At 61.3% G+C, this 23,472-nt stretch carries 27 protein-coding genes; 17 read left to right on the top strand and 10 right to left on the bottom strand.

What is annotated here, in order from left to right:
* Positions 1-34: 34 nt before the first annotated feature.
* Positions 35-787 carry an alpha/beta fold hydrolase gene (locus tag ACS3WB_RS07585; protein WP_438274956.1) on the top strand — a complete coding sequence of 251 codons (753 nt, stop codon included), beginning with the start codon at positions 35-37 and terminating at the stop codon, positions 785-787.
* Here the strand turns inward: ACS3WB_RS07585 and ACS3WB_RS07580 are convergent.
* Complete coding sequence (locus tag ACS3WB_RS07580) at positions 773-1,957, bottom strand: hypothetical protein (protein WP_438274955.1); 1,185 nt, start codon at positions 1,955-1,957, stop codon at positions 773-775. The genes ACS3WB_RS07585 and ACS3WB_RS07580 overlap by 15 nt on opposite strands.
* Positions 1,958-2,423: 466 nt before the next feature.
* On the opposite strand from ACS3WB_RS07580, the gene cysE reads away from it, so the two are divergent.
* Both cysE and ACS3WB_RS07570 read left to right on the top strand, forming a co-directional pair.
* Positions 2,424-3,251, top strand: coding sequence for a serine O-acetyltransferase (gene cysE, locus ACS3WB_RS07575; protein ID WP_438274954.1), 828 nt, complete (start codon positions 2,424-2,426; stop codon positions 3,249-3,251).
* Between the two features lie 223 nt (positions 3,252-3,474).
* On the top strand, positions 3,475-3,693 hold the full coding sequence (locus ACS3WB_RS07570; RefSeq protein WP_025590201.1) for a DUF3126 family protein: 219 nt from the start codon (positions 3,475-3,477) through the stop codon (positions 3,691-3,693).
* A gap of 153 nt (positions 3,694-3,846) precedes the next feature.
* Here the strand turns inward: ACS3WB_RS07570 and ACS3WB_RS07565 are convergent, their stop codons facing one another.
* Entirely contained in the window at positions 3,847-4,560 is a 714-nt protein-coding gene (locus ACS3WB_RS07565; protein ID WP_438274953.1) for a hypothetical protein, read from the bottom strand.
* 207 nt (positions 4,561-4,767) lie between these two features.
* Here ACS3WB_RS07565 and ACS3WB_RS07560 point away from each other — a divergent pair, with 207 nt between their 5' ends.
* From ACS3WB_RS07560 to ACS3WB_RS07545, 4 genes are all read left to right on the top strand, one after another.
* Positions 4,768-5,097, top strand: a complete 330-nt coding sequence (locus ACS3WB_RS07560) for a DUF6949 family protein (protein WP_438274952.1) — start codon at positions 4,768-4,770, stop codon at positions 5,095-5,097.
* A gap of 92 nt (positions 5,098-5,189) precedes the next feature.
* Positions 5,190-5,720, top strand: coding sequence for a gamma carbonic anhydrase family protein (locus tag ACS3WB_RS07555; RefSeq protein ID WP_438274951.1), 531 nt, complete (start codon positions 5,190-5,192; stop codon positions 5,718-5,720).
* A gap of 135 nt (positions 5,721-5,855) precedes the next feature.
* Positions 5,856-6,257 (top strand): hypothetical protein, encoded by a 402-nt coding sequence (locus tag ACS3WB_RS07550; RefSeq protein ID WP_438274950.1) that lies wholly within the window; start codon positions 5,856-5,858, stop codon positions 6,255-6,257.
* Between the two features lie 152 nt (positions 6,258-6,409).
* Positions 6,410-6,874, top strand: a complete 465-nt coding sequence (locus tag ACS3WB_RS07545; protein WP_438274949.1) for an FKBP-type peptidyl-prolyl cis-trans isomerase — start codon at positions 6,410-6,412, stop codon at positions 6,872-6,874.
* Between the two features lie 132 nt (positions 6,875-7,006).
* On the opposite strand, the gene ACS3WB_RS07540 is transcribed toward ACS3WB_RS07545, so the two are convergent.
* The 3 genes from ACS3WB_RS07540 to ACS3WB_RS07530 all read right to left on the bottom strand — a co-directional run bounded on the left by ACS3WB_RS07540 (position 7,007) and on the right by ACS3WB_RS07530 (position 9,071).
* The gene (locus ACS3WB_RS07540; protein ID WP_438274948.1) at positions 7,007-7,261 is read right to left on the bottom strand and encodes a hypothetical protein; all 255 of its coding nucleotides are present in this window, start codon (positions 7,259-7,261) and stop codon (positions 7,007-7,009) included.
* 260 nt (positions 7,262-7,521) lie between these two features.
* Entirely contained in the window at positions 7,522-8,142 is a 621-nt protein-coding gene (locus tag ACS3WB_RS07535) for a transglutaminase-like cysteine peptidase (protein WP_438274947.1), read from the bottom strand.
* Between the two features lie 320 nt (positions 8,143-8,462).
* A complete protein-coding gene (locus ACS3WB_RS07530) occupies positions 8,463-9,071 on the bottom strand; it encodes a PilZ domain-containing protein (RefSeq protein ID WP_438274946.1) in 609 nt (202 codons plus the stop codon).
* A 234-nt stretch (positions 9,072-9,305) separates the two neighbouring features.
* Here ACS3WB_RS07530 and ACS3WB_RS07525 point away from each other — a divergent pair, with 234 nt between their 5' ends.
* A complete protein-coding gene (locus ACS3WB_RS07525) occupies positions 9,306-9,854 on the top strand; it encodes a cytochrome b (RefSeq protein ID WP_438274945.1) in 549 nt (182 codons plus the stop codon).
* Between the two features lie 171 nt (positions 9,855-10,025).
* Here ACS3WB_RS07525 and purB read toward each other — a convergent pair whose 3' ends face one another.
* Entirely contained in the window at positions 10,026-11,333 is a 1,308-nt protein-coding gene (gene purB / locus ACS3WB_RS07520; RefSeq protein WP_438274944.1) for an adenylosuccinate lyase, read from the bottom strand.
* Between the two features lie 109 nt (positions 11,334-11,442).
* Between purB and ACS3WB_RS07515 the strand changes: the two genes are divergently transcribed.
* From ACS3WB_RS07515 to ACS3WB_RS07500, 4 genes are all read left to right on the top strand, one after another.
* Positions 11,443-11,787 (top strand): DUF1491 family protein, encoded by a 345-nt coding sequence (locus ACS3WB_RS07515; protein WP_438275076.1) that lies wholly within the window; start codon positions 11,443-11,445, stop codon positions 11,785-11,787.
* Between the two features lie 133 nt (positions 11,788-11,920).
* Complete coding sequence (locus ACS3WB_RS07510; RefSeq protein WP_438274943.1) at positions 11,921-12,865, top strand: Tim44 domain-containing protein; 945 nt, start codon at positions 11,921-11,923, stop codon at positions 12,863-12,865.
* A gap of 193 nt (positions 12,866-13,058) precedes the next feature.
* On the top strand, positions 13,059-13,688 hold the full coding sequence (locus ACS3WB_RS07505; RefSeq protein ID WP_438275075.1) for a lectin: 630 nt from the start codon (positions 13,059-13,061) through the stop codon (positions 13,686-13,688).
* A gap of 115 nt (positions 13,689-13,803) precedes the next feature.
* Entirely contained in the window at positions 13,804-14,511 is a 708-nt protein-coding gene (locus tag ACS3WB_RS07500) for a glutathione S-transferase (RefSeq protein WP_438274942.1), read from the top strand.
* On the opposite strand, the gene ACS3WB_RS07495 is transcribed toward ACS3WB_RS07500, so the two are convergent.
* The 4 genes from ACS3WB_RS07495 to ACS3WB_RS07480 all read right to left on the bottom strand — a co-directional run bounded on the left by ACS3WB_RS07495 (position 14,508) and on the right by ACS3WB_RS07480 (position 17,231).
* Positions 14,508-14,867: a GFA family protein gene (locus ACS3WB_RS07495; RefSeq protein ID WP_438274941.1), complete on the bottom strand. Its 360-nt coding sequence runs from the start codon at positions 14,865-14,867 to the stop codon at positions 14,508-14,510. The genes ACS3WB_RS07500 and ACS3WB_RS07495 overlap by 4 nt on opposite strands.
* 30 nt (positions 14,868-14,897) lie before the next feature.
* Positions 14,898-15,590 carry a methyltransferase family protein gene (locus tag ACS3WB_RS07490; RefSeq protein ID WP_438274940.1) on the bottom strand — a complete coding sequence of 231 codons (693 nt, stop codon included), beginning with the start codon at positions 15,588-15,590 and terminating at the stop codon, positions 14,898-14,900.
* Between the two features lie 93 nt (positions 15,591-15,683).
* Positions 15,684-16,154 (bottom strand): hypothetical protein, encoded by a 471-nt coding sequence (locus ACS3WB_RS07485; RefSeq protein ID WP_438274939.1) that lies wholly within the window; start codon positions 16,152-16,154, stop codon positions 15,684-15,686.
* 108 nt (positions 16,155-16,262) lie between these two features.
* On the bottom strand, positions 16,263-17,231 hold the full coding sequence (locus tag ACS3WB_RS07480) for a class I SAM-dependent methyltransferase (RefSeq protein ID WP_438275074.1): 969 nt from the start codon (positions 17,229-17,231) through the stop codon (positions 16,263-16,265).
* A 352-nt stretch (positions 17,232-17,583) separates the two neighbouring features.
* Here ACS3WB_RS07480 and ACS3WB_RS07475 point away from each other — a divergent pair, with 352 nt between their 5' ends.
* The 5 genes from ACS3WB_RS07475 (at position 17,584) to ACS3WB_RS07455 (ending at position 23,458) form a co-directional block, all read left to right on the top strand.
* Entirely contained in the window at positions 17,584-18,186 is a 603-nt protein-coding gene (locus ACS3WB_RS07475) for an SET domain-containing protein (protein WP_438274938.1), read from the top strand.
* 214 nt (positions 18,187-18,400) lie between these two features.
* Entirely contained in the window at positions 18,401-19,570 is a 1,170-nt protein-coding gene (locus ACS3WB_RS07470) for an acetyl-CoA acetyltransferase (RefSeq protein WP_438274937.1), read from the top strand.
* A 159-nt stretch (positions 19,571-19,729) separates the two neighbouring features.
* On the top strand, positions 19,730-21,223 hold the full coding sequence (locus ACS3WB_RS07465) for a CoA-acylating methylmalonate-semialdehyde dehydrogenase (RefSeq protein ID WP_438274936.1): 1,494 nt from the start codon (positions 19,730-19,732) through the stop codon (positions 21,221-21,223).
* Positions 21,224-21,236: 13 nt separating this feature from the next.
* Complete coding sequence (locus tag ACS3WB_RS07460; RefSeq protein ID WP_438274935.1) at positions 21,237-22,388, top strand: isobutyryl-CoA dehydrogenase; 1,152 nt, start codon at positions 21,237-21,239, stop codon at positions 22,386-22,388.
* Positions 22,385-23,458: an enoyl-CoA hydratase/isomerase family protein gene (locus ACS3WB_RS07455; RefSeq protein ID WP_438274934.1), complete on the top strand. Its 1,074-nt coding sequence runs from the start codon at positions 22,385-22,387 to the stop codon at positions 23,456-23,458. Before ACS3WB_RS07460 ends, ACS3WB_RS07455 begins: the two co-directional genes overlap by 4 nt.
* Positions 23,459-23,472: the final 14 nt, after the last annotated feature.

The raw sequence follows: 23,472 nt of genomic DNA, 5'->3' as shown, positions 1-23,472 counted from the left end.
CCATCCCTTTTCCATCCCGTTCACGGAATTCCTGATGCCGAACTTTCATCACGGCGGCGTTGAAATTTCCTATATCGACGAGGGTGAGGGCGATCCCGTCATTCTCGTGCACGGCTTCGCATCGAGCAAGAACGTGAACTGGGTGTATCCGGCCTGGGTGTCGGAGTTGCGCAAGAACGGCTTCAGGGCGATCGCGTTCGACAATCGCGGTCACGGCGACTCCAGCAAGCTCTACGATCCGGAAGACTACCACATCGGTACGATGACGAGCGACATCACCGCGCTGATGGATCATCTTGCCATCGCACACGCCGATGTCATGGGATATTCGCTCGGTGCGCGGATGACGGGAATTCTGGCGCAGACCCGGCCGGAGCGGGTACGCTCAGCGATTTTCGGCGGCCTGGGAATCGGTCTGATCGAAGGCGGCGGCCCCGGCGAAAGCGTTGCCAAAGCGCTGGAAGCGCGATCGCTCGACGACGTGACCGATCCGTTTGGTCGCATGTTCCGCGTGTTCGCCGATCAGACCCGCTCCGATCGTCGTGCGCTGGCGGCGTGTTTGCGTGGATCGCGGCGGCTGATGACGCAAGCCGAGGTCGCCAGCATCAAGGTGCCGACGCTGATTGCCGTCGGCACCAAGGACGAGATCGCAGGATCGGCGCAGGCGCTTGCCAACGTCATAGTGGGTGCCGAAGTGTTGGACATTCCCAATCGCGATCACATGCGCGCGGTCGGTGACAAAGTCTACAAGGAAGGCGTGCTGAAATTTCTCTCACGCCGGCCGTGAGGCCGATCCGTAGCGGGCGGCGAGGGATCGCGACGCCGCGATCAGCACAACGAATGTCGCGATCCAAACCATGCGCGCACCGTAGCGGTTGTGCGGGCCCGATATCACGCCACAGATGAAGGCGTTGCCCAGCAGTGCGACGCAAACCGTTATGGCAAGCAATTCGAGGTCGTCGATGCGCCGTCGCCACAAAGCCGCCAAGGCGATCCCGGCGAGCAACAGCATCGAGACCAGCGCGACCGGGACGTGAACCCAGTTGATCGCGGCGAATTTGATATTCCAGTGCTGCTGCCGTGCGGCGCGCATGGCCTTCACCTGTTCGGGCAGATAGCGCTCGATGATCCCATAGGTATGCGGAATCCAGCCGCTGCTGCCTTCGCCAGTGCCGACCTGCACGAGTTGTTCTGCCGTGGCTTCGACCGCGGCTTCGGTCTGCCACAGCGGATAGGCGGCCAATGCTTGCGTGGCGATGAATTCCATCTCGTCGTTCATGCCTTCGAAGCGGCCGAGCTTGTTGAATATGCTGTCGTTGCCCCAGAGAAAATCGTCGGCTGTCGCCGGCAGTTGGTTGCGATAGGGACAGAGCTTCAGCTTGATCTTGTCGCAATGGTCGTTGAGGTAGCGCGCGACGATGCCGTCCTGCATCATGCGCCCGAACGAGACGCCGGCGCCTCCCGGCGTCCACGCAAGCCGGCCCGACAGCGCGTAATTCGCAGCCAGCAGCATGAGCGCGCCGGCGACGAGCGTCAGGCAGCCCTGAATCAGGCCGGCGATCGGAAGTCTTCGGCCGAGAAACGGCTTGACGACCCAGCCGGCGCAGCACAGGCCGAACAGCACGCCGAAGGTCGCCGTGTGGGTCGCAGCCGCGAATGATGTGTAGAGAAACAGCGCAACCTTTTCGGTCGTCGAGAGCTTGCCGTTGTGCACGACGAGGATAAATAGCGCGAGCACTGCCAGTCCCGCGAAAATATCGGTCAGCAGCATGCTGGCGAGCCAGGGCAGCGCGGTGCTGAGGATCAGGATCACGGCGATGCCGAGAAGCCGCAGCGGCTGCGCCATGCCGAGCACGCGCAACGTCAGTTGCAGGATCCATAGCGTCAGCAGCGCCTGACATCCCAGATTGAGCCAGAAAAACGAGTCCTTTCCCAAATGAAGATAGATGCCGTACACGGTCGAGCGGCTTGGCTCGAGATAGCCCTCATACCATCGCGCCAGATAGCCGCCAGTGTCGTATTCGAGCAGCGGATAGCCGTTCCAGATCGCGGGGGCGAGCAGGAGAACAGGAATGATGATCGCCGCGATCCAGGCCCAAGGTGCTTCCGCGACGCGCCTGTTGAGGACTCGGGTAGAAATGGGGATGTTCTCCGGTGCCGGCCCGCCAGTTTCGCATATTGAGTGTCTGGCGCAAATGCATAACTTGTTTGACGTAAATTGGTCCGAAGGTGGCCTGAACCGTGAAGGGTCAAAGGCTGCCGGAGCCGGTGCGAAGTCCTGCCGCTGGACAATATCATGCGGTCGTTCAATTGCTTAGCCTCGGTTAACCAAAGTCGGTCCGGACGATTATGGCCTGAACGGCGGGGACAAGGACTTCGCGTCATGTTATGCTTGGGGACGTTTTTTTAGGTGCGAGACGACTATGGCGATCCAGCACGTCAACCCGCAGAGTTCGAAGCTAGCGACGCTCGATCCGATCTGGGATCGGATCCGCGGCGAGGCCGAGGACATCGTTCGCCGCGAACCCGAACTGGCGTCCTTCATCTATTCGGCCGTTCTGCATCACGATCGCCTTGAGGCGGCTGTGGTTCATCGCGTCGCCGAGCGGCTCGACCATTCGGCGCTGTCGGGCGACCTGATCCGTCAGACGTTCGAGGAGGCGCTGCGCGACGACCCCGATATCGGCAATGCGTTTCGTGCCGATCTGGTCGCGGTGTTCGACCGCGACCCGGCGACATCGCGGTTCATCGATCCGCTGCTCTACTTCAAGGGCTTTCACGCGATCCAGATTCATCGGCTGGCGCACTGGCTCCATCAGAAGGGCCGCAAGGATTTCGCCTATTATCTGCAGAGCCGCTCCTCATCGGTGTTCCAGGTCGACATCAACCCCGCCGCCAGGATCGGTCGAGGCATCTTCCTCGATCATGCAACCGGGTTCGTGGTCGGCGAAACCGCCCTCATCGAGGATGACGTCTCGATCCTGCATGGCGTCACGCTCGGCGGCACAGGCAAGGAAAACGAGGATCGGCACCCGAAGATACGTCACGGCGTGCTGATCGGCGCAGGCGCGAAGATTCTCGGCAATATCGAGGTTGGACATTGCGCGCGCATCGCCGCCGGGTCGGTCGTCGTAAAGCCTGTGCCGAACAACGTCACGGTCGCGGGCGTGCCGGCCAAAATTGTCGGCGCGGCCGGTTGCTCGGAACCGTCGCGCACGATGAACCAGATGCTCAATGCAATGGGACTTTGATCGCTAAAAATTTTCTTCGAATATCTGAAATCCGAACAAACCTGTGGCGGCGTAAGCCGTCTCGATCTATAGCGTTTTTCGAGCGAAACATGTCCTCGGACTTGCCCCGGGGATGGATACCATTGGCGTGAAGAAAACGCCTCAATGCAACAATCTGGAGCTTCGCTTCTGATTCGATCAGACGCGAAATGCTTCGAGCCCTCAGATTACAGCGGAGACCGCCGTGGACGTTCAGGAAGTCAGGAAACTCGACGCCTATCTCAAGCGCGTGTTCGGCAATCCGAAGATTCGCGTGGTGCCGCGTCCGAAGAAGGATGACTCCGCCGAGGTCTATATCGGGGAGGAATTCATCGGCGTGCTGTTCGTCGATGACGAGGATGACGACCGCTCATTCCAGTTTCAGATGGCGATCCTCGAGGAGGATCTGGCTGACGTCGGCTAGATCGCGACAGTTTGAGGCGGGATCGGTTTTCCAGTGGTTGCGGGTTTGCGACAAGATTGGCCTTGCCAATTGCGCTGAGCAAAGCGATCGCGAAGCTACTTCGATTACCCAATTGTCGCGCTCAGCGCAGTAACAATGATTGCAACGCCCGCTCTAGTTTTGCGGTCCCTGTAGCTGCTGCGCCAGTCGCTCCATCGCGCCGACCACCTCGTGCCAGTCTGTCAGCCATTGCCGCGGAAAGCGAAACGTCAGATCGGCGCCGCCGATGCGGCGTTCGCTCAGGCACATGCCTGGCGTTGCCGCGTCGCGGGTGCAGCGCGCTGCCAGCGCCGGCGTTTCCGCGACGAACAGGTCTTCGCCGGCATATGGCGTGCGGTCGCGGAACGCGGTGATCGACAGCCCGTCCTGAGACTGCGTTCGGGTCTCATCGAGATACCGAGGATAGATCGTGCGAAGGCGAACGTCCGGCGCCAATGTGTCGTGATGCGCCGCAATCGACAGAAAGATGCGATCGATCGGCTGCGGCGTCTCATCGATGGTTTCGGCGGTGACGCGCCTGGGCGCGCCCGGCATTGCCAGTGACGGATAGACGAAATTCAGATCGACGCTTTCCTGCGGTCCCGAGTGACGCTGGACTTTCCTGCGGAAGGCGTGAGGCGGGATATTGAATAGCGTTTCGCCGATGCTGACCGGAAGCTGCTCATTGTTGTCGAACGTTTTGGACCCCCAGGTCGGCCACAACAGCCAGGCGACGAGGGTCATCGCGATCGTCGCGATCAGCCCGGAGGCGAGAAGCGGGGCGAGATGACCCCGTCGCAGTTTATCGACTTCGCGCGATCGGCGCGGGACGGACGACAGCAGGGTCATGCGGCGGGCGAGACTATTTCCGGGGACGACGAATCAGCCGCGACTATGACACGCATTGTGGAGTTTTCGTGCTGCGGTCGGCCGGAACCGAGGGGACCGCAGATTACAGCGGGACCCGTGTTAACCCTTCCTTAAGGATAAGGTGGCGGGGAAAGCGGTATTTTGCGAAGCAAGGGACATCGTTGTCGTGCAGCGGATGTCCTTTCGATGTCGCCGGATACGTTGAACTCCTTTTTTTCCCTGGGCATCGGGTTCGCCATCGCGGGGGCGCTGGCCAGCGGCTATCAGCTATTCGTCAAACATCCGGCCGGCTTCGGATTGCTGCAGCAGGGCGTGGTGGCGAAGGCCTTTGCCGCGGTCCCGTTCCTGGTCTTTGCTGCCCCTTTCATCATCATGCGCAACACGCTTCGCGGACGGCGCATCGAACGCCGCCGCTTTGAATTTGTCATGATGGCGACCGTGATTGCCGGGTTCTGGAGCCTGATGTCAGGCACCTGCGTGGTCATGACGCTGCGGGCTGTCGGGTTGCTCGCCTGAATTGCGCCATGGCATGATCGCCTCGGCGGAGCAGGACGCCGGCAGAAAGCCGCCGCGTGCTTTTCCTCCATCCCGCTCCAGCAGGAGACGTTATGGCGGTTTACGAACTCGACGGGCAGGCGCCCGACCTTCCGGAAAGCGGACGTTATTTCATTGCCGATACCGCCGCGGTGATCGGCAGGGTTCGCTTGCGCGAGAACGCGAGTATCTGGTTCGGGGCGGTGCTGCGCGGTGACAACGCGTGGATCGAGGTCGGCGAGGGATCAAACATCCAGGACAGCAGCACATGCCATACCGATGAAGGCTTTCCGCTGACGATCGGCGTCCACTGTACCATCGGCCATAACGTTATCCTGCACGGCTGCACCATCGAGGACGGCGCGCTGATCGGCATGGGCTCGATCGTCATGAACGGCGCTCGGGTCGGTCGTCATTGCATCGTCGGCGCCGGTGCGCTTATCACCGAAGGCAAGCAATTCCCTGAATATTCCCTGATCGTCGGCGCGCCCGCGCGTGCGATCCGTACGCTGAAGCCGGCCGAGGTCGAAGTAATGGGAGAGGGCGCGAAATTCTATGCTGCGAACGGACTGCGTTTCAAACAGGGCCTGAAGCGGATCGGTTGAGATTCCGGCGAAACCTTGCAGGGATCGCGAAGAATTGAGCCAAGATTCCAGCAAATGAGTGTCATCGGAAGAAACAATCAGGTGCAGGCAGCGTATGTCATCGGTGGGACGAAAAAGGAAGTTGGACGGAGTTTGATGATGTTGCGCAAAACGATGATCGCATTGCTGGCGGCTCTCGCATTAGGACTCGTCGCGCCCACGACAGCCTCCGCGCGCGGCGGATTTGGCGGCTTTCATGGCGGCGGATTTCATCATGGCGGCGGTTTTCATGGCGGTTTTCATGGCGGCTTCCATGGTGGCGGTTTTGGCCACCACGGATTTTATCGCCACGGCTTCGGCTGGGGACGCGGCTTTGGCTGGGGTCTCGGGCTCGGTTTCGCCGCGCCCTATGCCTATTATGGCTGGGGTTATCCCTATGACTATTACGGTTATCCCTATGGCTACAGCAGCTACTACGACGACGGCTGCTATCTGACCCGCCGCCGGGTTCACACCCGCCATGGATGGCGTTGGCGCCGGGTTGAAGTCTGCGGCTGATCGCGAACTTCTAACGATTTGGATTGGGTGGCGCGCGCAAGGTCGCGCGCCCCTCGCGTGGGGTTTTTCCGCGAAGGGCCCGCAGAAAGCCTTGGCCGCATCCGGTGCTTGGGTTAGACACGTGCGCCGGACACCGGTTGGAGAATGCGGCGATGCGGACGTTTCGATGCGCTGGCGTTTTGACGTTTGCGCTTGCGGTTGCGTCAACCGGCATCGTCCTGATCGATGCTCCAGCCACAGCAGCGGCCCAGGCCGCGGAGAAAACCATGACCACAGCATCGGGTTTGCAGATCACGGACACCAAGGTGGGCGAGGGTCCATCGCCGAAGCCGGGCCAGGTCTGCATCATGCATTATACCGGCTGGCTCTATGTGAACGGGGAGAAGGGCGACAAGTTCGACAGTTCGGTCGACCGCAACGAGCCCTTTGAATTTCCCATCGGCAAACGCCGAGTGATCGCGGGTTGGGACGAAGGCATCGCGACCATGAAGGTCGGCGGCAAGCGCACGCTCATCATCCCGCCGGAACTCGGTTACGGCATGCGCGGTGCCGGCGGCGTCATTCCGCCCAATGCCACGCTGATCTTTGACGTCGAATTGCTCGGCCTGAGAGGCTGAGACGGCTGTCCATCCTCGTTCGCTGCAGCGTGCAGGTCACGCTCAGCGAACGTGGATCGCGCGAGTTTCCGGCTGGTCTGCGTCAAACCTTGCCGGCTGCTCGTTAAGTCTGTGAAGCGCAATCGAACGACGTCAGTTCGAAGCTTGACCGCCCCCTGACTTCCGATAGATCAAACCGGGCGAAATGAGACATTCATTCTTTTCGAGCTGCGACGGTTCAAGGCCGCCATCGCCGCCCTCGAGAGCGATGCGATCAAATTCAAACCGGTCCCCGTTCGAATCGACGATGTATTCCGGAATGGACTCGCGGCGGTATTCGCCGATGGAAGGGCCTTGTTCGACAATCGTCTTATCTTCCGTATCGTCCGTCTTCTCACCGTCACTCATCTGATATCCATCCTGCACGCAATCCGGTCCGGGTTTGCTGACTACCATAGTCCGTGCCGTTTTTATTCTAATTCTTTGCCACAGGAAGGGTGGATCCGCAGCCATGCCGTGCCCCGGCCATGACGGATCAGTGCGCTTCGATCAACGCAAACCGCATGCAGAAAAGGGTGCGGCCAGCCTCTTGGGGAAAGGCTGGCCGCGCGCGAACCGGTCTGGGACGGGGAGGGGTATGACCGGTCGCGGGTCTCGTGTTTTCCTGTTTATCGAGAACTGGCCGTCGCAACAGCCGGATGGTTGTCGTCGAGCGCGACCCAGACATTGGGGTCGCTTTGCGACTGCCGCTTCATGAAGCGGTAGCCGGTCTGGGTCCAGGCCACGACATCCTCGTTCTGGTTGTCGAGAATGAACTCGCCCTTGTTGGTTTTGACGGTCAGGACGGCATGACCGTCGCCCTGCTTGTCGCGCACCACCGTGACCAGCAGCGCCTCGCGCGGCCATCCCGCGTCGATCAGCATCTTGCGCTTCAGCAGGACGTAATCCTCGCAGTCGCCATAGCCGTCGGTCGGCAGCGACCATTTTTCGACGACGCCCCAGTGCTCCTTGTCCGTCATCGGCTTGATGGTTTCGTTGACCCAGCGATTGACCTTCAGGAGATCGCGCCAGGTGTCGGGCGTCATCACGATGTCGCGGGGCTCTGTTGCGCCACCGCCGCATTCCTTCGGGCTGTCGTTGCAGAATTCGACCCAGCCTATCGGCGCCCGCGTGACATCGCCGAGACTTGCATAAAGCTGCCGCGCTTCCGCGGCTCCCGCCGGCGTCGCCAGCCCCCACAGGACGGCGGCAGCGACTGCCAGCCCAATTCCCTGTCCCCTGTTGACCATTGTGGCCCCCGTTTCTTGTTGGGACCACATTTCGCACAAAGAATTTGCATCGCCGCTAAGTAGTCGAAGTGTATTCGAGGCAAATGCAAGTAAAGTTCGCGGCGAATTGAATCTGTACTTGAATCGAATTCGACTAAAATTTTAACAAACCGCCTTTGATTCAAATTTTAGATATTAGGATTGGAAGCCCTCTCGAATCGGGGTTTCCGCGGCGAAACGCGGCCGGCGTTAACCGAAAAAACGCGGGGCCAGCGCAGCTCCCCGCTCGACAGCGGCGGCCGGCAGGAAGGGCGAAGGCGGGAATTTACGGGGGCCGCCGTTTACCGGGCGGTGACGTTATCTTCGAGAGTTTCGGGATGCTGCTCGTGAACGAACTCGAGCGCAAAACCTTCTTCGAGATTCCGGACGACGCGGGCAAGCACCTTGCCGAGCGCAACCCGGGACTGCAGCGGGGGCTTCTTTTCGGCCGAGACGGCGGCGCCGGACATGGACAGGTCGATAATCCGGCACGTCATCCTGGTGCCATCCTCCAGTGTGAGGATCGCGATCGGGTTGCGCGGCACGATGCGATCGTGGCGGCGGTCTTCGGGAAGGTTGAGGATGTCGCGATTGGCGAGCCAGGTGAGCTGCGCCGCCAGCTTGTCGCGCTTGCGGGGCGTGGCGCTGACGCTCATGGCGAACCCGCTGTCGATAATCCGGGTGATCTTGCCTTCGACCCGGCCGATGTGATCGAGATAGGCGACGATCCGGTCGCCGACGTTGCCGATGCCGGGCGCCAGCATGGCCAGTCCGCCGGGAGACATATTGATGACCTGGCAGGGATATTCACGCCGGTCCGGCAGCATGTAGCGGCCCAGCAGGTGAACCCCGACCCGCTGAAATCGCCGGCGCTCGACTGGAAGGTTTGAGATTTTCTGCGCCAACGCCATAATCGGTCCGCCGGTCGAACGGCAATAATTCGGTATTGATAAACCCTACGGTTGTCAGGGTTAACGCGGCGTTAGCGAGCCGGCCGTTCTCCCGGGATCGACGGGCAGCCTGTGTCCGGGAACAAAATACTTTAGATTGAAATCGGTCCGGTGGCGTCGGCGGGACTTGTTAAAACCTCCCAGCCGTGGCCTCTGGGAGAAATGTAACCGCCGACCTGAGGGCAAGAGCCGGTCATGCTTCGGAATTCAACCACCGCCTGGGGCACTCTGTCCCGTGCCTTTCACGGAATCCTCGGCATCGCGATCATCGGCATGCTGGCCTATGGATTATGGTTCAATCATTTCCTGCCGAAGGAGGCCAAGCTCTTCCATCGCTCGATCCATGCCGATATCGGTTACGTCATCCTGCTGCTGATGGTCCTGCGCCTGATCTGGCGCGGCCTCAATCCGGTGCCGGCTGCGCCGGACGGCTCGCGGTGGTGGGAGCGGGCGCTGGCGCACGTCAACCATTGGGCGCTCTATGCGACCACGATCGTCGTCGCGCTGCTCGGCTGGGCTCATTCCGGTGCCCACAAGCCGGATTATGCCGACTGGTTCGGCTTGTTCCGGGTGCCGCAGTTTACATCGGAGAACCGCGACAACGCGCGCTTCTTCGAGCACTGGCACATCTGGCTGGCTTACGTGCTGATCGGACTGGTCGTGTTGCATTTCCTCGCCGCGCTCTACCATCGATTCATCAAGGGCGATCGCGTGGTTGCGCGGATGATCGGCGGGGCGGAGTGACCCCACTGGAATGGTGTCGTCCCTGCGAAAGCAGAGACCCTGAATCAAAAATGATCAGGATGCCTAACACCGACCGGCGCTTCCAGAAATATCAACTACTCGGGGTATGGACCGTGCTTTCGCAGGTACGACGCAAGGTCGTGAGACGCGCGGAGTTAGAAGACGCCTCGCTCAAGCGCTGCCGAACACGCGCCTGAAGATCGTGTCGACGTGCTTGAGGTGGTATCCGAGGTCGAATTGCTCGGCGATCTCAGCATCCGACAGATACTTTTTTACGTCTGCGTCCTTTTTCAGCAGGTCGAGAAAATCGCCTTCACCACGCCATACCGGCATGGCGTTGCGCTGGACCAGCCTGTAGGCGTCCTCGCGGCTCGCGCCCTTCTGCGTCAGCGCGATCAGCACGCGCTGCGAATGCACCAGCCCGCCGAGTCGATCGAGGTTCTTCTGCATGTTGGCAGGATAGACCAGCAGCTTGTCGACCACGCCTGCGAGCCGGTTGAGGGCGAAGTCGAGCGTGACCGTGGCGTCCGGGCCGATCATGCGCTCGGCCGAGGAGTGCGAGATGTCGCGCTCGTGCCAGAGCGCTACGTTCTCCAGCGCCGGCGTCACGTAGGCGCGCACCATGCGGGCAAGCCCTGTGATGTTTTCGGTCAGCACGGGATTGCGCTTGTGCGGCATCGCCGACGAGCCCTTCTGTCCCTCGGAGAAGAACTCCTCGGCCTCAAGCACTTCGGTGCGTTGCAGATGGCGGATCTCGGTGGCAAGCCGTTCCATCGATGCGGCAATGACACCGAGGGTTGCGAAGAACATCGCGTGGCGGTCGCGCGGAATCACCTGCGTCGAGACCGGCTCGGGACTCAATCCCATCGCCCTGGCAACGTGCTCTTCAACGCGCGGATCAATCTGCGCGAAGGTGCCGACCGCGCCGGAGATCGCGCAGGTCGCGACCTCCTTGCGGGCAGCGATCATGCGCTCCCTGGCGCGCGAGAACTCGGCGAAGGCGTATGCCATCTTGAGGCCGAAGGTGACGGGCTCGGCATGGATGCCATGCGAACGTCCGATGGTCGGCGTCATCTTGTGCTCGAACGCGCGCGTCTGCAGCGCGGCAAGCAGCTTGTCGATGTCGGCAATCAGGATGTCGGCTGCGCGGGTGAGCTGCACGTTGAGGCAGGTGTCGAGGACGTCCGACGACGTCATGCCCTGATGCACGAAGCGAGCCTCGGGACCGACGATCTCGGCCAGGTGAGTGAGGAAGGCGATGACGTCGTGCTTGGTCTCGCGTTCGATCGCGTCGATGCGCTCCACGTCGAATGTCGCGTCCTTCGCCTTGGCCCAGATGGTTTCGGCTGCCTGCTTCGGAATCACCCCGAGTTCGGCCTGGGCGTCGGCGGCGTGAGCTTCGATCTCGAACCAGATCTTGAAACGGGTCTGCGGCTCCCAGATCGAAGCCATTTCCGGGCGGGTGTAGCGGGGGATCATCGACGATCCTTGATGTTTTGAGGATTATGCCTCGCTTTAGCAGAGCCGTCGTGAGGAGACAAACGATGCGGAACTGGCGTTGCTTTCGCGAACGGCCTATCGTCACGTCATGCGTTTGAAATCGAGCATATGGGTCTCCGCCTATCTTCGCCGCTGCCAGAGCGAGGGTATCTTCGGTGCGGTTCGCCGGCGCGGGGCGGAGGAGGCCGGCGCCGTGTTCGTCAAGATCGCGCTTATGAACGGCAATGCAATGCTGTACGCCCCGGCGCCGCAGGCCGTATACGACGACAGCCGGCCCATCGAGCGGGTTTTTGTCCCGTCGTCGAGCGCACCGGTTGCCGAGCAGGCGGTGGAAGAGCGCCTCGCCAAGGAAGTCGGGTTCGATCCGGACGCCTGGATCGTGGAAATCGAAGACAGGGCCGGGCGGCACTTTCTGGATTTGGCGCCTTCATGACAGACGCGGCCTTCGCCAGCGGCGAACTCCGCGACCGAGGGCCGCAGCGCTGCCGGACGACAAGCCTTTCTTTTTGCTCCCGGCTACCCATGTTACAGTCGTTTCCCCCTGCCGGGGAATAAAGGAACACCACATGAAATCGACCCAGCGGGCATTCGGCTTGATGAAGGCCTTCGCCATCGTCCTGTCGTTGGCATTTCCGTTGATGCTCGCCGTTTCTTCGGCGGACGCTCGCATCGGTGGAGGGAAGAGCTACGGCTCGCGCGGCTCGCGCACATTTTCCGCGCCGCCGGTCACCAATACCGCGCCGAACGCGGCGCGTCCGTTCGATCGCACCATGACACAGCCCGGCCGTCCGGGTGCAGGCACGGCGGCAACCGGCGGCTTCAATCGGCCCGGCATGGGCATGCTTGGTGGCCTTGCCGCCGGCTTTCTAGGCGCGGGCCTGCTCGGCATGCTGTTCGGCGGCGGCCTGTTCGGCGGTCTCGGCGGCCTGTCGTCCATCATCGGGCTCTTGCTTCAGATCGGCCTGATCGTTCTCGTCGTCCGCTTTGCGATGTCATGGTGGCAACGGCGCAACGCGCATGCCTATGCCGGACCAGCGCCGACCCCGGGTCCCGCTGCCCAGGCAAATCCACGCAGCGGTTTGGGTTTCGGTTCAACGGCGTCCGCTGCGCCGCTGGAAATCACCCCGTCGGACTATGAGGCTTTCGAACGTCTGCTCGGAGAAATCCAGACGGCGTGGTCGAACGAGGACGTCAACACCCTGCATACGATGGCGACCCCGGAAATGGTGTCGTACTTCACCGAGGATCTTCGGGCCAACGACGCCCGTGGCGTCGTCAACAAGGTGTCCAACGTCAAGCTGCTGCAGGGCGATCTTGCGGAGGCCTGGCGCGAGGGCAATACCGATTACGCCACGGTGGCGCTGCGCTATTCGCTGGTCGACAAGACCGTCGAGCGCGCGAGCGGCCGGGTGGTCGAGGGCGGCGATCAGCCGCAGGAGGTGACCGACGTCTGGACGTTCGCCCGCCGTGGAGGCGGAAAATGGGAGTTGTCGGCTATTCAGCAGACCTGATCCGCGGCCGTGACTTTTCAACAGAAGGCGCCACGACAACCTCGTGGCGCCTTTTTTGCGTTGAACGAAGGGCCGGATTGCGCGTTATCGCGAGATTAATCCGCAGCGCGCAGACGCCATAAATCGATCGGAGAAGGCAATGATTGCAACAGACAGGATTCTTCCGCGAATTTGTCTTGGCCTCGTCACCGCAATGCTGACGGTGGCTGCTCAGCCGGCCGGCGCGCAGACGGCCAACATGAGCTTCTTCGTGACCAGCGTCGGTATCGGCAACGGCGGCAATCTCGGCGGACTGGCCGGCGCGGACAATTATTGTCAGACGCTTGCGCAGGCTGCGGGCGCGGGCGCGAAGACATGGCACGCCTATCTGTCGACCCAGGCGGCCGACGGCAAACCGGCCGTCAACGCGCGCGATCGCATTGGCAGCGGGCCGTGGCAGAACGCCAAGGGCGTCGTGATCGCGAAGGATATTGCCGAGCTTCATGGCGCCAACAACCTCACCAAGCAGACGGCATTGAGCGAGAAGGGCGAGATCATCAACGGCCGCGGTGACAAGCCCAACCGCCACGACATGCTGACGGGGTCGCAACCTGATGGCACCGCGTTCGCGGGCACTGACGACCGGACTTGCAAGAACTGGACGAGCAGCATGCAGGGATCGGCGATGCTTGGACATTCCGACCGTCAGGGCTTGAGCGATGATCCCGTAGCGAAGTCATGGAATTCGTCGCATCCTTCGCGCGGACCAGACGGCGGCTGCAGCCAGAACGATCTCAAAAGCACCGGCGGTGACGGGCTGTTTTATTGTTTCGCTGTCAATTGACGCGGACGTCCCCGGCGTGATCGGCCTCCGGCCCTGGCCTGACGGCTCGGTCCACTCGTGATGGCGCAGTGAGAATCGCGCTCGCCCGAGTGAGCTGTGCCACGGGAAGGGTGTCATGACTTACGAGCTCTATTACTGGCCCGGCATCCAGGGGCGCGGCGAATATGTCCGGCTCGCGCTGGAGGAGGCCCGCGTCGATTACACCGATGTCGCGCGAACGGATCGCGGCATGTCTGCGATGACGCGCATGATGGATATGGAAAGCGGCACGCCGCCCTTTGCGCCGCCGTTTCTGAAAGCCGGCAAGCTGGTGATCGGCCAGACCGCCAACATCCTGCTCTATCTCGGCTCACGTCTTGGCCTTGCGCCGAAAGCCGATGCCGGCCGGCTTTGGGCTCATCAGTTGCAGCTCACCGTCATGGACTTCGTGGTGGAGATTCACGACACCCACCATCCGCTGGGACCAACGTTGTATTATGAGCACCAGCGCGCGCCCGCTAAACGCCGAACCGATGAATTCTGGAAGGAGCGGGCGCCGAAATATCTCGGATACTTCGAGCGGCTACTCGCGGATCGCGGCGGCAGCTTTATCATCGGCCGCAGGCTCACCTACGTCGATCTTTCATTGTTCCAGATCGTCGCGGGTTTGCGCTATGCCTTCCCGAAGCGGATGAGCCGCTTCGAAAGCGATATCCCGGCGCTCATTGATTTGCACGATCGCGTTTCGCACAGGCCGCATATCAATGCCTATCTCGCGAGCGACCGCCGGATTGCCTTTAATGAAGACGGCATCTTCCGCCGTTACAAGGCACTCGATCTTTAGAAGCTGCGCCCGTCGACCGGCGTCAGGGTAAGCTGGGACAACTCGATGCCGTCGATGCAGCTCACATTGAGCGCCACGACCTCGCTCCCGTCGGGCTTCTTGCCGCGCGCGAACACATCGACACCGCAGTCGACGCAGAGTTGGTGCCGGATGGCGCGCTTGTTGAACAGATATTCCTTGAGATTGTCTTCGCCAGCCCGGAGCTGAAAGCTTTGCGGTGGCAGGAACGTGAAGTGAAGGCCTTTCTTGGTGCAGATCGAGCAGTTGCACGCGCTGACCATCGCGAGATCCGTCGTGCATTCGAAGCGCACCTGACCGCAATGACAGCCGCCGGTATATGTTTTCACATCGGGCATTTGGCTCTCCGTCCAGAAGGAGCGATCAGACTACCAGACTCCGGGCAATAGCCGGTAGCGAACCTCCGCGACGTAGTTCCGATAGTCGGGCAGGCCCGCGATCAGAGCTTCTTCCTCGATCACAGCCCGTATCGCGAATAGCCCGATGAAGATCGGAGTGATTGCGGCACCCCACCATGATCCCAGAAGCAGGGAGACTCCGAAGAAAAAGAAAATCGCGCCGCTGTACATCGGGTGCCTGACCAGCGCGTAGGGACCCGTGCGGACCACCCGATGTCCGCGCTCTGCCTGTATCTTCACCACTGGCGCTGCGAATGTGTTCTCCCGCATCACCCAGAACGACATGGCGATCGACAGCACGAACAGCGCGAAGCCAAGGACCTGGAACCGGAAGCTCATATCTGACCACTGATTACGCTCATCGAGGCCCATGACGATGAGCCAGATCACGGCAACAGGTCCGAACACCATGATGAAAAGCTTGTCCGCTTTCGGCTGGTCCTCCTGTATCATCGGCCGCAGGCGCTCGATCAGCAATCCGGGATTGATCTTCACGAACCACAATCCACCAAGGACGCCGACGCCGCCGAGCGTCGCCAGAAACACCCAGGCCGCCCGCCAGCGCAGGCTGCCTGCCGGTATGAACAGCAGCGCGCCCAAGGCAGCCATCCAGATCGTGTTCTGGACCATCAACCGGCGGATCAGGTCGCGCTCGTCATCCATGCGTTCCGCATTACCGCGTCTTCACGGCGAACTTGCGACAAGCTCGCCGGCGGCGAGATTCGAGCCGGTGGCGGTTTCCGCGCCGGGCTGCCGTCACTCGTCATTGCCGCGGGACACGGCGATGGCGGCGCTTGTCCTGGTGCGGGTGCAATGCATGTTCAGTCGCCGATAGCGCGTGCGGACGTCGTCGCCGTGCAACAGGCCCATGCGCTTGATGCAGCGGGTGACGCCTTTCAGTGTGTCGGCCTTCGGGATCGTGAAGATGATGGCGGAGGCCTGCGCCACCAGATCGTAAAACTCCGGCTTCGGCTTGCGGCTGTCCGCGCCAGCGATCAGTTCGTTGGTGAATTTTCGGTTCTGACAACCGAGGATCAGTTGTTGGGTTGCGGGATGCGACAGGAAGATGGCGTTGGCGGCGGTCTTGCCGATACGCAGACCGTCGATCTGGCTCTTGAGTTGAGCGGCGAGATCGTCGCAGCGGTCGGCGCGCGCCGGCGAAGAGGCAAAGGCCATCGCGGCCGCGAGGCAGAGGCTGGCGGTGAGGGAAGGGCGCAGGCTTGTCATTTCAGGAATCTCCAAACGGAAATAATCAAGCTGGCTGATGCGCGCTGGTGAAATTCGGATCGCTTCCCACGGCATATTCCGGAAATATCGGGCCGGAGAAAAGACGATTCACGGCTCCAGCGTCACCCTCGGACCATCGTTGCTTTCGACGTGAACATAGCGCGGCGCGATCGGACGGCCTCGTCCGCTGGCAACCGTTACGATTTCTTCGAGCGGCGCGGCCTGAACATCAGCCGCCGGCCGCGAAAGGATCAGATCGGCATGAAGCAATCCCTCGGACTCGAGGCCGGTAGGGTCGATTTGCGCGGCCGCAAGTGTTGCCAGGCTGTTCTCAAACTCTTCGGCGTCGCGGAAACGGCGCTGGATAAAGGTCACCCCGCTCAGTCGTTCCGTGACCAGGCCGCGCTGCGCGAACGTTTTCGCAAGCGCGTCGTAAGGAAACATTCGCAGCACGAAGGAAATGATCCACGGCTTCTTCTCCGTCGCGTCGAGAAGCCTGCTGAATGTTTTGTCCGTTACGTAACCGATGCAGCCCGTCGACATGATGACATCGACGGGGCGGATAATACGCGCGCTTTCCGCTGAAAGCGCTTCATTTTCAAGGTCGGCGACGACGCCCTGATCGAGCAGCCCGACGCGCGTCGCGTAGCGGACGGCCGGCGCCGAAACGTCGAGGCCGATGAAGCGGGCGAGCCCGTGATCGGGCCAGCCCGCATAGAAATTGTGATCGAGCCGCATCAACTCTTCGGAACTGATCGCCTTTATTTCGCGCCGGGCGTAGCGGTGACGCAAACCTCCGAATGTCAGCGGGAATCGATGCACGGCGGCATTGATGCCGTATGAACAGCCGACGTCGAGGACGACGGGCTCGGCATTGGTCGCAGAAGCTCTGGCGGATAGAATCTGACGAATGACGGGCTCGGCTACATCCGTGATCATATAGTCGAGATCGCCGAGGACCGAGAAATACGACCTCGGATCGTCCTGGATATAGATGTCGTCGAAAACTGCTTTCGCTTGATTTATCCGTGAGAATTCCGCCCTCAGCAATGCTTCGTCCTTTTCCGAAAGTTCAATGGCCACTCCGCGCGTCTGACGCGAATTCTTTATCGCAGAAACCAAAGCGAAGATAAACCCGCCATAGTGTGATGGCTTGCGCAATCGGGACAGCACCGACAACGAGAGTGCGGCTTCTCACCGCAGCGCTAGCTCTTCAACGGCTTTATCGTTGCGGCATAGTCGTGTTGCGGCGCGATAGATATCGAGCCGGAAACAGCGCTGGACGCACCTGTCAATCCACGCATCCTCTTGTAAAACCGTGGGAAGGTCCGATCAGGAAAGGCGAAACCCCTGACAATGCCTGCGGAATCATGGCAAACAAGATGCTTGTGATTCCTCCAGTTAAGCCAGAGCATTAGTTCAGCCGACCATGCCCGAGATTTCTCCGAACAAGCCTTATCGAATCGGCCGCTCCCGCACCGGGCTCGGCCTCTTCGCCACCAAGCCCATCAAGAAGGGCACGAAGATCATCCGGTATTTCGGTCCGCTGCTCGATTGCAACAAGAAAAAGGACGACGCGGTCGAGAACAAATACCTGTTCCAGATCACCAGCCGCTGGACCATCGACGGTTCGGTGCGCAAGAACATCGCGCGCTACATCAACCATTCCTGCAAACCGAATGCGGAATCCGACGTTCGCAAGAAAAAGCGGCGTGTCGATATCCGCGCCATCAAGGACATCGCGCCCGGCGAGGAGATCAACTACGACTACGGCACCGACTACTTCAAGGAGTACCTGAAGCCGATCGGGTGCAAGTGCGAGGCGTGCGAGAAAAAACGCAAGAAATTGCGGGCCGCAGCGCGGGAGGAAAAGAAGCGTGTCAGGGCGAGGGCCGAAAAGCGGGCCGGGCCCGCACGCGGCCGCAAGCTCAATGGCCACAAGGCGGTCGGTTCCGTTACAAGAAAAGCGAAGGCCGGATCGGCGGCTGTAAAGACCGGCACCGCAAAAAAACGTTCCAAGCCGTCGCGTTGATCTTGACCCAGTCCGGTTAGGTATCCTCGTAAAGCGCCGATCGCGGCGGGCTAATGGGCGTGGTTTTTCCGAGAACGCCGCGCCGTTTTTCGCCGGTGTGATCCGCTTGTGGTGGGATGGAAATTCCGCGATCCCCCTGACCTCGGTGTTGCCGAGAGACTATATGTGGGCGTGTAATCGGGCCGCAGGTAACAGGCCGCATGGGAGCACGACCATGACCGCCAGCATTGTCGGATGGGCGCATACGCCGTTTGGCAAACTCGACTGCGAAACCGTTGAAAGCCTCGTGGTGAGGGTAGCGATCGAAGCTCTGACCGATGCGGGCATTGCCGCGCGCGATGTCGACGAGATCGTGCTCGGGCATTTCAATGCCGGCTTCTCGCCGCAGGATTTTACCGCGTCGCTTGTCTTGCAGTCCGATCCGGAACTTCGCTTCAAGCCGGCGACACGGGTGGAGAACGCCTGCGCCACCGGATCGGCGGCTGTGCATCAAGGTATCCGCGCCATCGCGTCGGGCGCGGCGAGGATCGTGCTGGTTGTCGGCGTCGAGCAGATGACGCGCGCGCCCGGTCCCGAGATCGGACGCAATCTGCTGCGCGCCTCCTACCTGCCTGAGGATGGCGATACTCCTGGCGGCTTCGCCGGCGTGTTCGGCAAGATCGCGCAAGCCTATTTCCAGAAATACGGCGACCAGTCCGATGCGCTGGCGATGATCGCGGCGAAGAATCACAGGAATGGCGTCGCCAATCCATACGCGCAGATACGCAAGGATTTCGGCTACGACTTCTGCCGTTCCGAGAGCGAGAAGAATCCGTTCGTCGCCGGGCCGCTGAAGCGCACCGACTGTTCGCCGGTGTCGGACGGCGCCGCCGCGCTGGTACTGATGGATGCGGAGGCGGCGAAAACCGCGCGCAAGGCGGTGACCATCCGCGCGACTGCTCACGCGCAGGATTTCCTGCCGATGTCGAAACGCAACATCCTTGATTTCGAGGGCTGCGCGGTGGCCTGGCAGCGGGCGCTCGCAACGGCTGGCGTGACGCTGTCCGATCTCTCCTTCGTCGAGACCCATGATTGCTTCACCATCGCCGAACTAATCGAATACGAAGCCATGGGCCTGACGCCGAGGGGGCAGGGCGCACGCGCCATCAAGGAGGGCTGGACAGGCAAGAACGGCAAGCTGCCGGTCAATCCGTCCGGCGGCCTCAAAGCTAAAGGCCATCCAATCGGTGCTACCGGCGTCTCCATGCACGTGATGAGCGCGATGCAGCTCGCCGGCGAAGCGCCGGGGGGCATGCAGATAAGCGACGCGAAACTCGCCGGCATCTTCAACATGGGCGGCACGGCAGTCGCCAACTATGTCTCGATTCTTGAGCCGGCCAGGTAACTGGCTAAGTGGTAAAGAGCTTTTCGTCGGAGGCGTAGCAGAAGGAGAGGCCGTCAGTTCCAGCGTGCGCCTTTTTGGGTTGCGCGTGGAAGCTCTTTCAAGACCTGAAAATACAGGTCAGGATGCACGGACGACCTTGCAGACCCGCCGGGAGGAAACATGCGCACCATCGGACACTTTATCGGCGGCAAGACTGTCAGCGGCAAGTCCAAGCGGTTCGCCGACGTTTACCAGCCGATGACCGGCGACGTGCAGGCCACCGTCGCGCTGGCGTCGAAAGCGGAAGTGCGCGAGGCGGTGGAAAATGCCAAGGCGGCGCAGCCGGCCTGGGCCGCGACCAATCCGCAACGCCGTGTCCGCGTGCTGATGAAGTTTCTCGAACTGGTGGCGCGTGACAACGATGCGATGGCCGAACTGCTCGCGCGCGAACACGGCAAGACCATTCCCGATGCCAAGGGCGACATTTTCCGTGGCGTCGAGGTCGTCGAATACGCCATCGGCATTCCCGAACTGATGAAAGGTGGCTACACCGAGGGCGCCGGTCCCGGCATCGACAGCTATTCGATGCGTCAACCCCTCGGCGTCGTCGCCGGCATCACCCCGTTCAATTTCCCGGCGATGATCCCGATGTGGAAGTTCGCGCCGGCGATCGCCTGCGGCAACGCTTTCATCCTGAAGCCTTCGGAGCGCGACCCCGGCGTGCCGATGCGGCTGGCCGAACTGATGCTGGAAGCCGGCCTGCCGCCGGGCATTCTCAATGTCGTCAACGGCGACAAGGAGGCGGTCGATGCCATCCTTGACGACCCGGATATCTCGGCGGTCGGCTTTGTCGGCTCATCGTCGATCGCCCATTATATCTACTCACGTGCGGCAGCGGCCGGCAAACGCAGCCAGTGTTTCGGGGGCGCCAAGAACCACATGATCATCATGCCGGACGCCGACATGGATCAGTCGGTGGATGCGCTGGTTGGCGCGGGCTACGGTGCGGCCGGCGAGCGTTGCATGGCGGTATCGGTCGCGGTACCCGTCGGCAAGGCTACCGCGGACCGCTTGATGGAAAAGCTTATTCCGCGCGTGGAGAACCTGAAGATCGGTCCCTCCACAGATGCGTCTGCCGACTTCGGGCCGCTCGTCACCCGGGCGGCGCTCGAGCGCGTCAAGGACTACGTCGAGATCGGCATCAAGGAAGGCGCGACGCTCGCAGTCGACGGCCGCGGCTTCAAGCTGCAAGGCTACGAGAACGGCTTCTACATGGGCGGCTGCCTGTTCGACAATGTCACCAGGGACATGCGGATCTACAAGGAAGAAATTTTTGGCCCGGTGCTGTCGGTGGTGCGGGCGAAGAATTTCGACGAGGCGGTGGCGTTGCCCTCGGAGCATGAATATGGCAATGGCGTCGCGATCTTCACACGCGATGGCGATGCAGCGCGCGAGTTCGCCTCCCGCGTCCAGATCGGCATGGTCGGCATCAACGTGCCGATCCCGGTTCCGGTCGCCTATTACAGTTTTGGCGGCTGGAAACGTTCAGGATTCGGCGATCTCAATCAGTACGGCTCCGACTCGGTGCGCTTTTATACCAAGACCAAGACCGTGACCTCGCGCTGGCCCTCCGGCGTCAAGGAAGGAGCGCAGTTCGCGTTCCACAGCAAGTGATCGGCAGCCAAGCATGCAGTTCGCGCTCACCGAGGATCAGGTCGCCGTTCGCGACGTGGCGCTCGCTTTCGCGGCCGACAAGATAGCGCCATTCGCCCTGAAGTGGGACGAGGAGAAGCACTTTCCGATCGATGTGATGCGCGAAGCAGCGGCGCTCGGCATCGGCGGCATCTATATCAGGGACGATGTCGGCGGCTCGGCGCTGAGCCGTTTCGATGCCGCGCTGATCTTCGAGGCGCTGGCGTACGGATGCCCAACGGTATCGTCGTTCATTTCGATCCATAACATGGCCGCGTGGATGATCGATGCCTATGGCTCGGATGAGCAGCGGCGCAAATGGCTGCCGAAACTTTGCGTCATGGACCTGATAGCGAGCTACTGCCTCACCGAGCCCGTTGCTGGTTCGGACGCGGCGGCGTTACGGACACGCGCTTTGCGTAACGGCGATCACTACGTGCTCAACGGGCAGAAGCAGTTCATTTCCGGCGCCGGCGAAAGTGACATCTATGTCACTATGGTTCGTACCGGCGACGACGGGCCGGGGGGCATTTCGACGCTGGTGGTCGAACGCGACACGCCAGGCCTTTCGTTCGGCGTCAACGAACGCAAGATGGGATGGAACGCGCAGCCGACCCGTGCGGTGATCTTCGAGAACGCGCGGGTGCCGGTCGCCAATCGACTTGGTGATGAGGGCATCGGCTTCAAGATCGCGATGGCCGGACTCGACGGGGGGCGGCTGAACATCGCCGCCTGTTCACTCGGCGGCGCGCAATCGGCGTTCGACAAGGCGCTTGCTTACATGAAAGAGCGTACGGCGTTCGGCAAGCGGCTCGACGAATTCCAGGCATTGCGATTCAAGGTCGCCGACATGGCCACTGAATTGGAAGTGGCGCGGACGTTTCTGTGGCGTGCGGCCTCCGCGCTGGACCGGCAGGATTCTGACGCTGCGATGCTGTGCGCGATGGCAAAACGCTTTGCGACGGATGTCGGATTCGAGGTTGCCAATCAGGCGCTGCAATTGCACGGCGGCTACGGCTATCTCAGCGAATACGGAATCGAGAAGATCGTGCGCGATTTGCGCGTGCATCAGATTCTCGAGGGCACCAACGAGATCATGCGTCTGATCGTGTCGCGCAAGCTGATCGAGGGTAAGGTTTCTAGATGAAGGGTTACACGGGCGACGAGCCGGATCTGATCACGCGGCGCGAGGGAGGTGCGGGTGTCATTCGTCTCAACCGGCCGAAGGCGATCAATGCCGTCACGCTGGAGATGTTCCGCGGGATCGACAGGGCGCTGGACGAGTTTGAGAACGACCCCGCCGTCGGTTTGATTCTGCTGGAGGGAGCGGGCGAGCGCGGCCTGTGCGCGGGCGGCGATATTCGCGCGCTCTGGGAAAGTGCGAACGAGGGGAGGAACCTCGGAAAAGTGCTATGGTGCGAGGAGTATCTCCTCAACGCGCGGATTGCGAAACTCGCCAAGCCCTATGTCGCTTTCATGGACGGCCTGGTGATGGGCGGCGGAGTCGGATTGTCGGCGCACGGCGCGCACCGTGTCGTCACCGAGAGAACGCGGCTTTCCATGCCGGAAGTCGGTCTCGGCTTCTTTCCGGATGTCGGCGGCACCTGGTTGTTGTCGCACGCGCCGGGCGAAACCGGAACGTATTTCGGGCTGACCGGCCAGCCCATGACCGGGCCGGATGCCATCTATGCCGGTTTTGCCGACACCGTAGTGTCGTCTCGAAAACTTGCCTTGCTTCGCGAGGCGCTGGTCGATCTCGGCGCTGGTGCGGATTCGGCCCGCGTGAGAGCCGCAATCGCTGGTTTTGCAACGGGCGAAGTGACAAGCCCCGTTGCAGCGATCCGGCCACGGATCGATGCGTGGTTCGCCCATGGTCGAATGGACGATATCATCGCGGCCCTGCATCGTGACGGATCGGAACTGGCACGTTCGACGCTCAAGACGCTGAACGAGAAATCTCCGCGCGGCCTGGTGGTGACGCTCAAGCTGTTGCGGCTGGCGCGCGCGTCGGCCACGCTGGAGGAATGTCTCGCGCGTGAATATCGTGCCGCGCTCGCGGTGTTTGCGAGCGCCGACTTTCGCGAAGGAATTCGAGCTGCCGTCATCGACAAGGACCGCGAGCCAAAATGGTCGCCGCCGCGGATCGAGGAAATTACGCCGGAAATGATTGCGCCATATTTTGCCAACATCGGCGCGGATGAACTCGTATTCGACTAGAGAAGAAACCTTGA

This window comes from Nitrobacter sp., assembly GCF_051535215.1.
Lineage (GTDB): Bacteria > Pseudomonadota > Alphaproteobacteria > Rhizobiales > Xanthobacteraceae > Nitrobacter.
This window is presented reverse-complemented; position numbering and strand designations above follow the sequence as displayed.

Coding starts and splice junctions, on each gene's coding strand:
- ACS3WB_RS07495 (WP_438274941.1), bottom strand. CDS start 14,867: ATGCCCGATGTGAAAACATATACCGGCGGCTGTCATTGCGGTCAGGTG.
- ACS3WB_RS07560 (WP_438274952.1), top strand. CDS start 4,768: ATGTCGCCGGATACGTTGAACTCCTTTTTTTCCCTGGGCATCGGGTTC.
- ACS3WB_RS07465 (WP_438274936.1), top strand. CDS start 19,730: ATGCGCACCATCGGACACTTTATCGGCGGCAAGACTGTCAGCGGCAAG.
- ACS3WB_RS07490 (WP_438274940.1), bottom strand. CDS start 15,590: ATGGATGACGAGCGCGACCTGATCCGCCGGTTGATGGTCCAGAACACG.
- ACS3WB_RS07460 (WP_438274935.1), top strand. CDS start 21,237: ATGCAGTTCGCGCTCACCGAGGATCAGGTCGCCGTTCGCGACGTGGCG.
- ACS3WB_RS07585 (WP_438274956.1), top strand. CDS start 35: ATGCCGAACTTTCATCACGGCGGCGTTGAAATTTCCTATATCGACGAG.
- ACS3WB_RS07545 (WP_438274949.1), top strand. CDS start 6,410: ATGCGGACGTTTCGATGCGCTGGCGTTTTGACGTTTGCGCTTGCGGTT.
- ACS3WB_RS07555 (WP_438274951.1), top strand. CDS start 5,190: ATGGCGGTTTACGAACTCGACGGGCAGGCGCCCGACCTTCCGGAAAGC.
- ACS3WB_RS07475 (WP_438274938.1), top strand. CDS start 17,584: ATGCCCGAGATTTCTCCGAACAAGCCTTATCGAATCGGCCGCTCCCGC.
- ACS3WB_RS07470 (WP_438274937.1), top strand. CDS start 18,401: ATGACCGCCAGCATTGTCGGATGGGCGCATACGCCGTTTGGCAAACTC.
- purB (WP_438274944.1), bottom strand. CDS start 11,333: ATGATCCCCCGCTACACCCGCCCGGAAATGGCTTCGATCTGGGAGCCG.
- ACS3WB_RS07525 (WP_438274945.1), top strand. CDS start 9,306: ATGCTTCGGAATTCAACCACCGCCTGGGGCACTCTGTCCCGTGCCTTT.
- ACS3WB_RS07565 (WP_438274953.1), bottom strand. CDS start 4,560: ATGACCCTGCTGTCGTCCGTCCCGCGCCGATCGCGCGAAGTCGATAAA.
- ACS3WB_RS07530 (WP_438274946.1), bottom strand. CDS start 9,071: ATGGCGTTGGCGCAGAAAATCTCAAACCTTCCAGTCGAGCGCCGGCGA.
- ACS3WB_RS07535 (WP_438274947.1), bottom strand. CDS start 8,142: ATGGTCAACAGGGGACAGGGAATTGGGCTGGCAGTCGCTGCCGCCGTC.
- ACS3WB_RS07515 (WP_438275076.1), top strand. CDS start 11,443: ATGCGTTTGAAATCGAGCATATGGGTCTCCGCCTATCTTCGCCGCTGC.
- ACS3WB_RS07510 (WP_438274943.1), top strand. CDS start 11,921: ATGAAATCGACCCAGCGGGCATTCGGCTTGATGAAGGCCTTCGCCATC.
- ACS3WB_RS07550 (WP_438274950.1), top strand. CDS start 5,856: ATGATGTTGCGCAAAACGATGATCGCATTGCTGGCGGCTCTCGCATTA.
- ACS3WB_RS07500 (WP_438274942.1), top strand. CDS start 13,804: ATGACTTACGAGCTCTATTACTGGCCCGGCATCCAGGGGCGCGGCGAA.
- ACS3WB_RS07455 (WP_438274934.1), top strand. CDS start 22,385: ATGAAGGGTTACACGGGCGACGAGCCGGATCTGATCACGCGGCGCGAG.
- cysE (WP_438274954.1), top strand. CDS start 2,424: ATGGCGATCCAGCACGTCAACCCGCAGAGTTCGAAGCTAGCGACGCTC.
- ACS3WB_RS07485 (WP_438274939.1), bottom strand. CDS start 16,154: ATGACAAGCCTGCGCCCTTCCCTCACCGCCAGCCTCTGCCTCGCGGCC.
- ACS3WB_RS07540 (WP_438274948.1), bottom strand. CDS start 7,261: ATGAGTGACGGTGAGAAGACGGACGATACGGAAGATAAGACGATTGTC.
- ACS3WB_RS07505 (WP_438275075.1), top strand. CDS start 13,059: ATGCTGACGGTGGCTGCTCAGCCGGCCGGCGCGCAGACGGCCAACATG.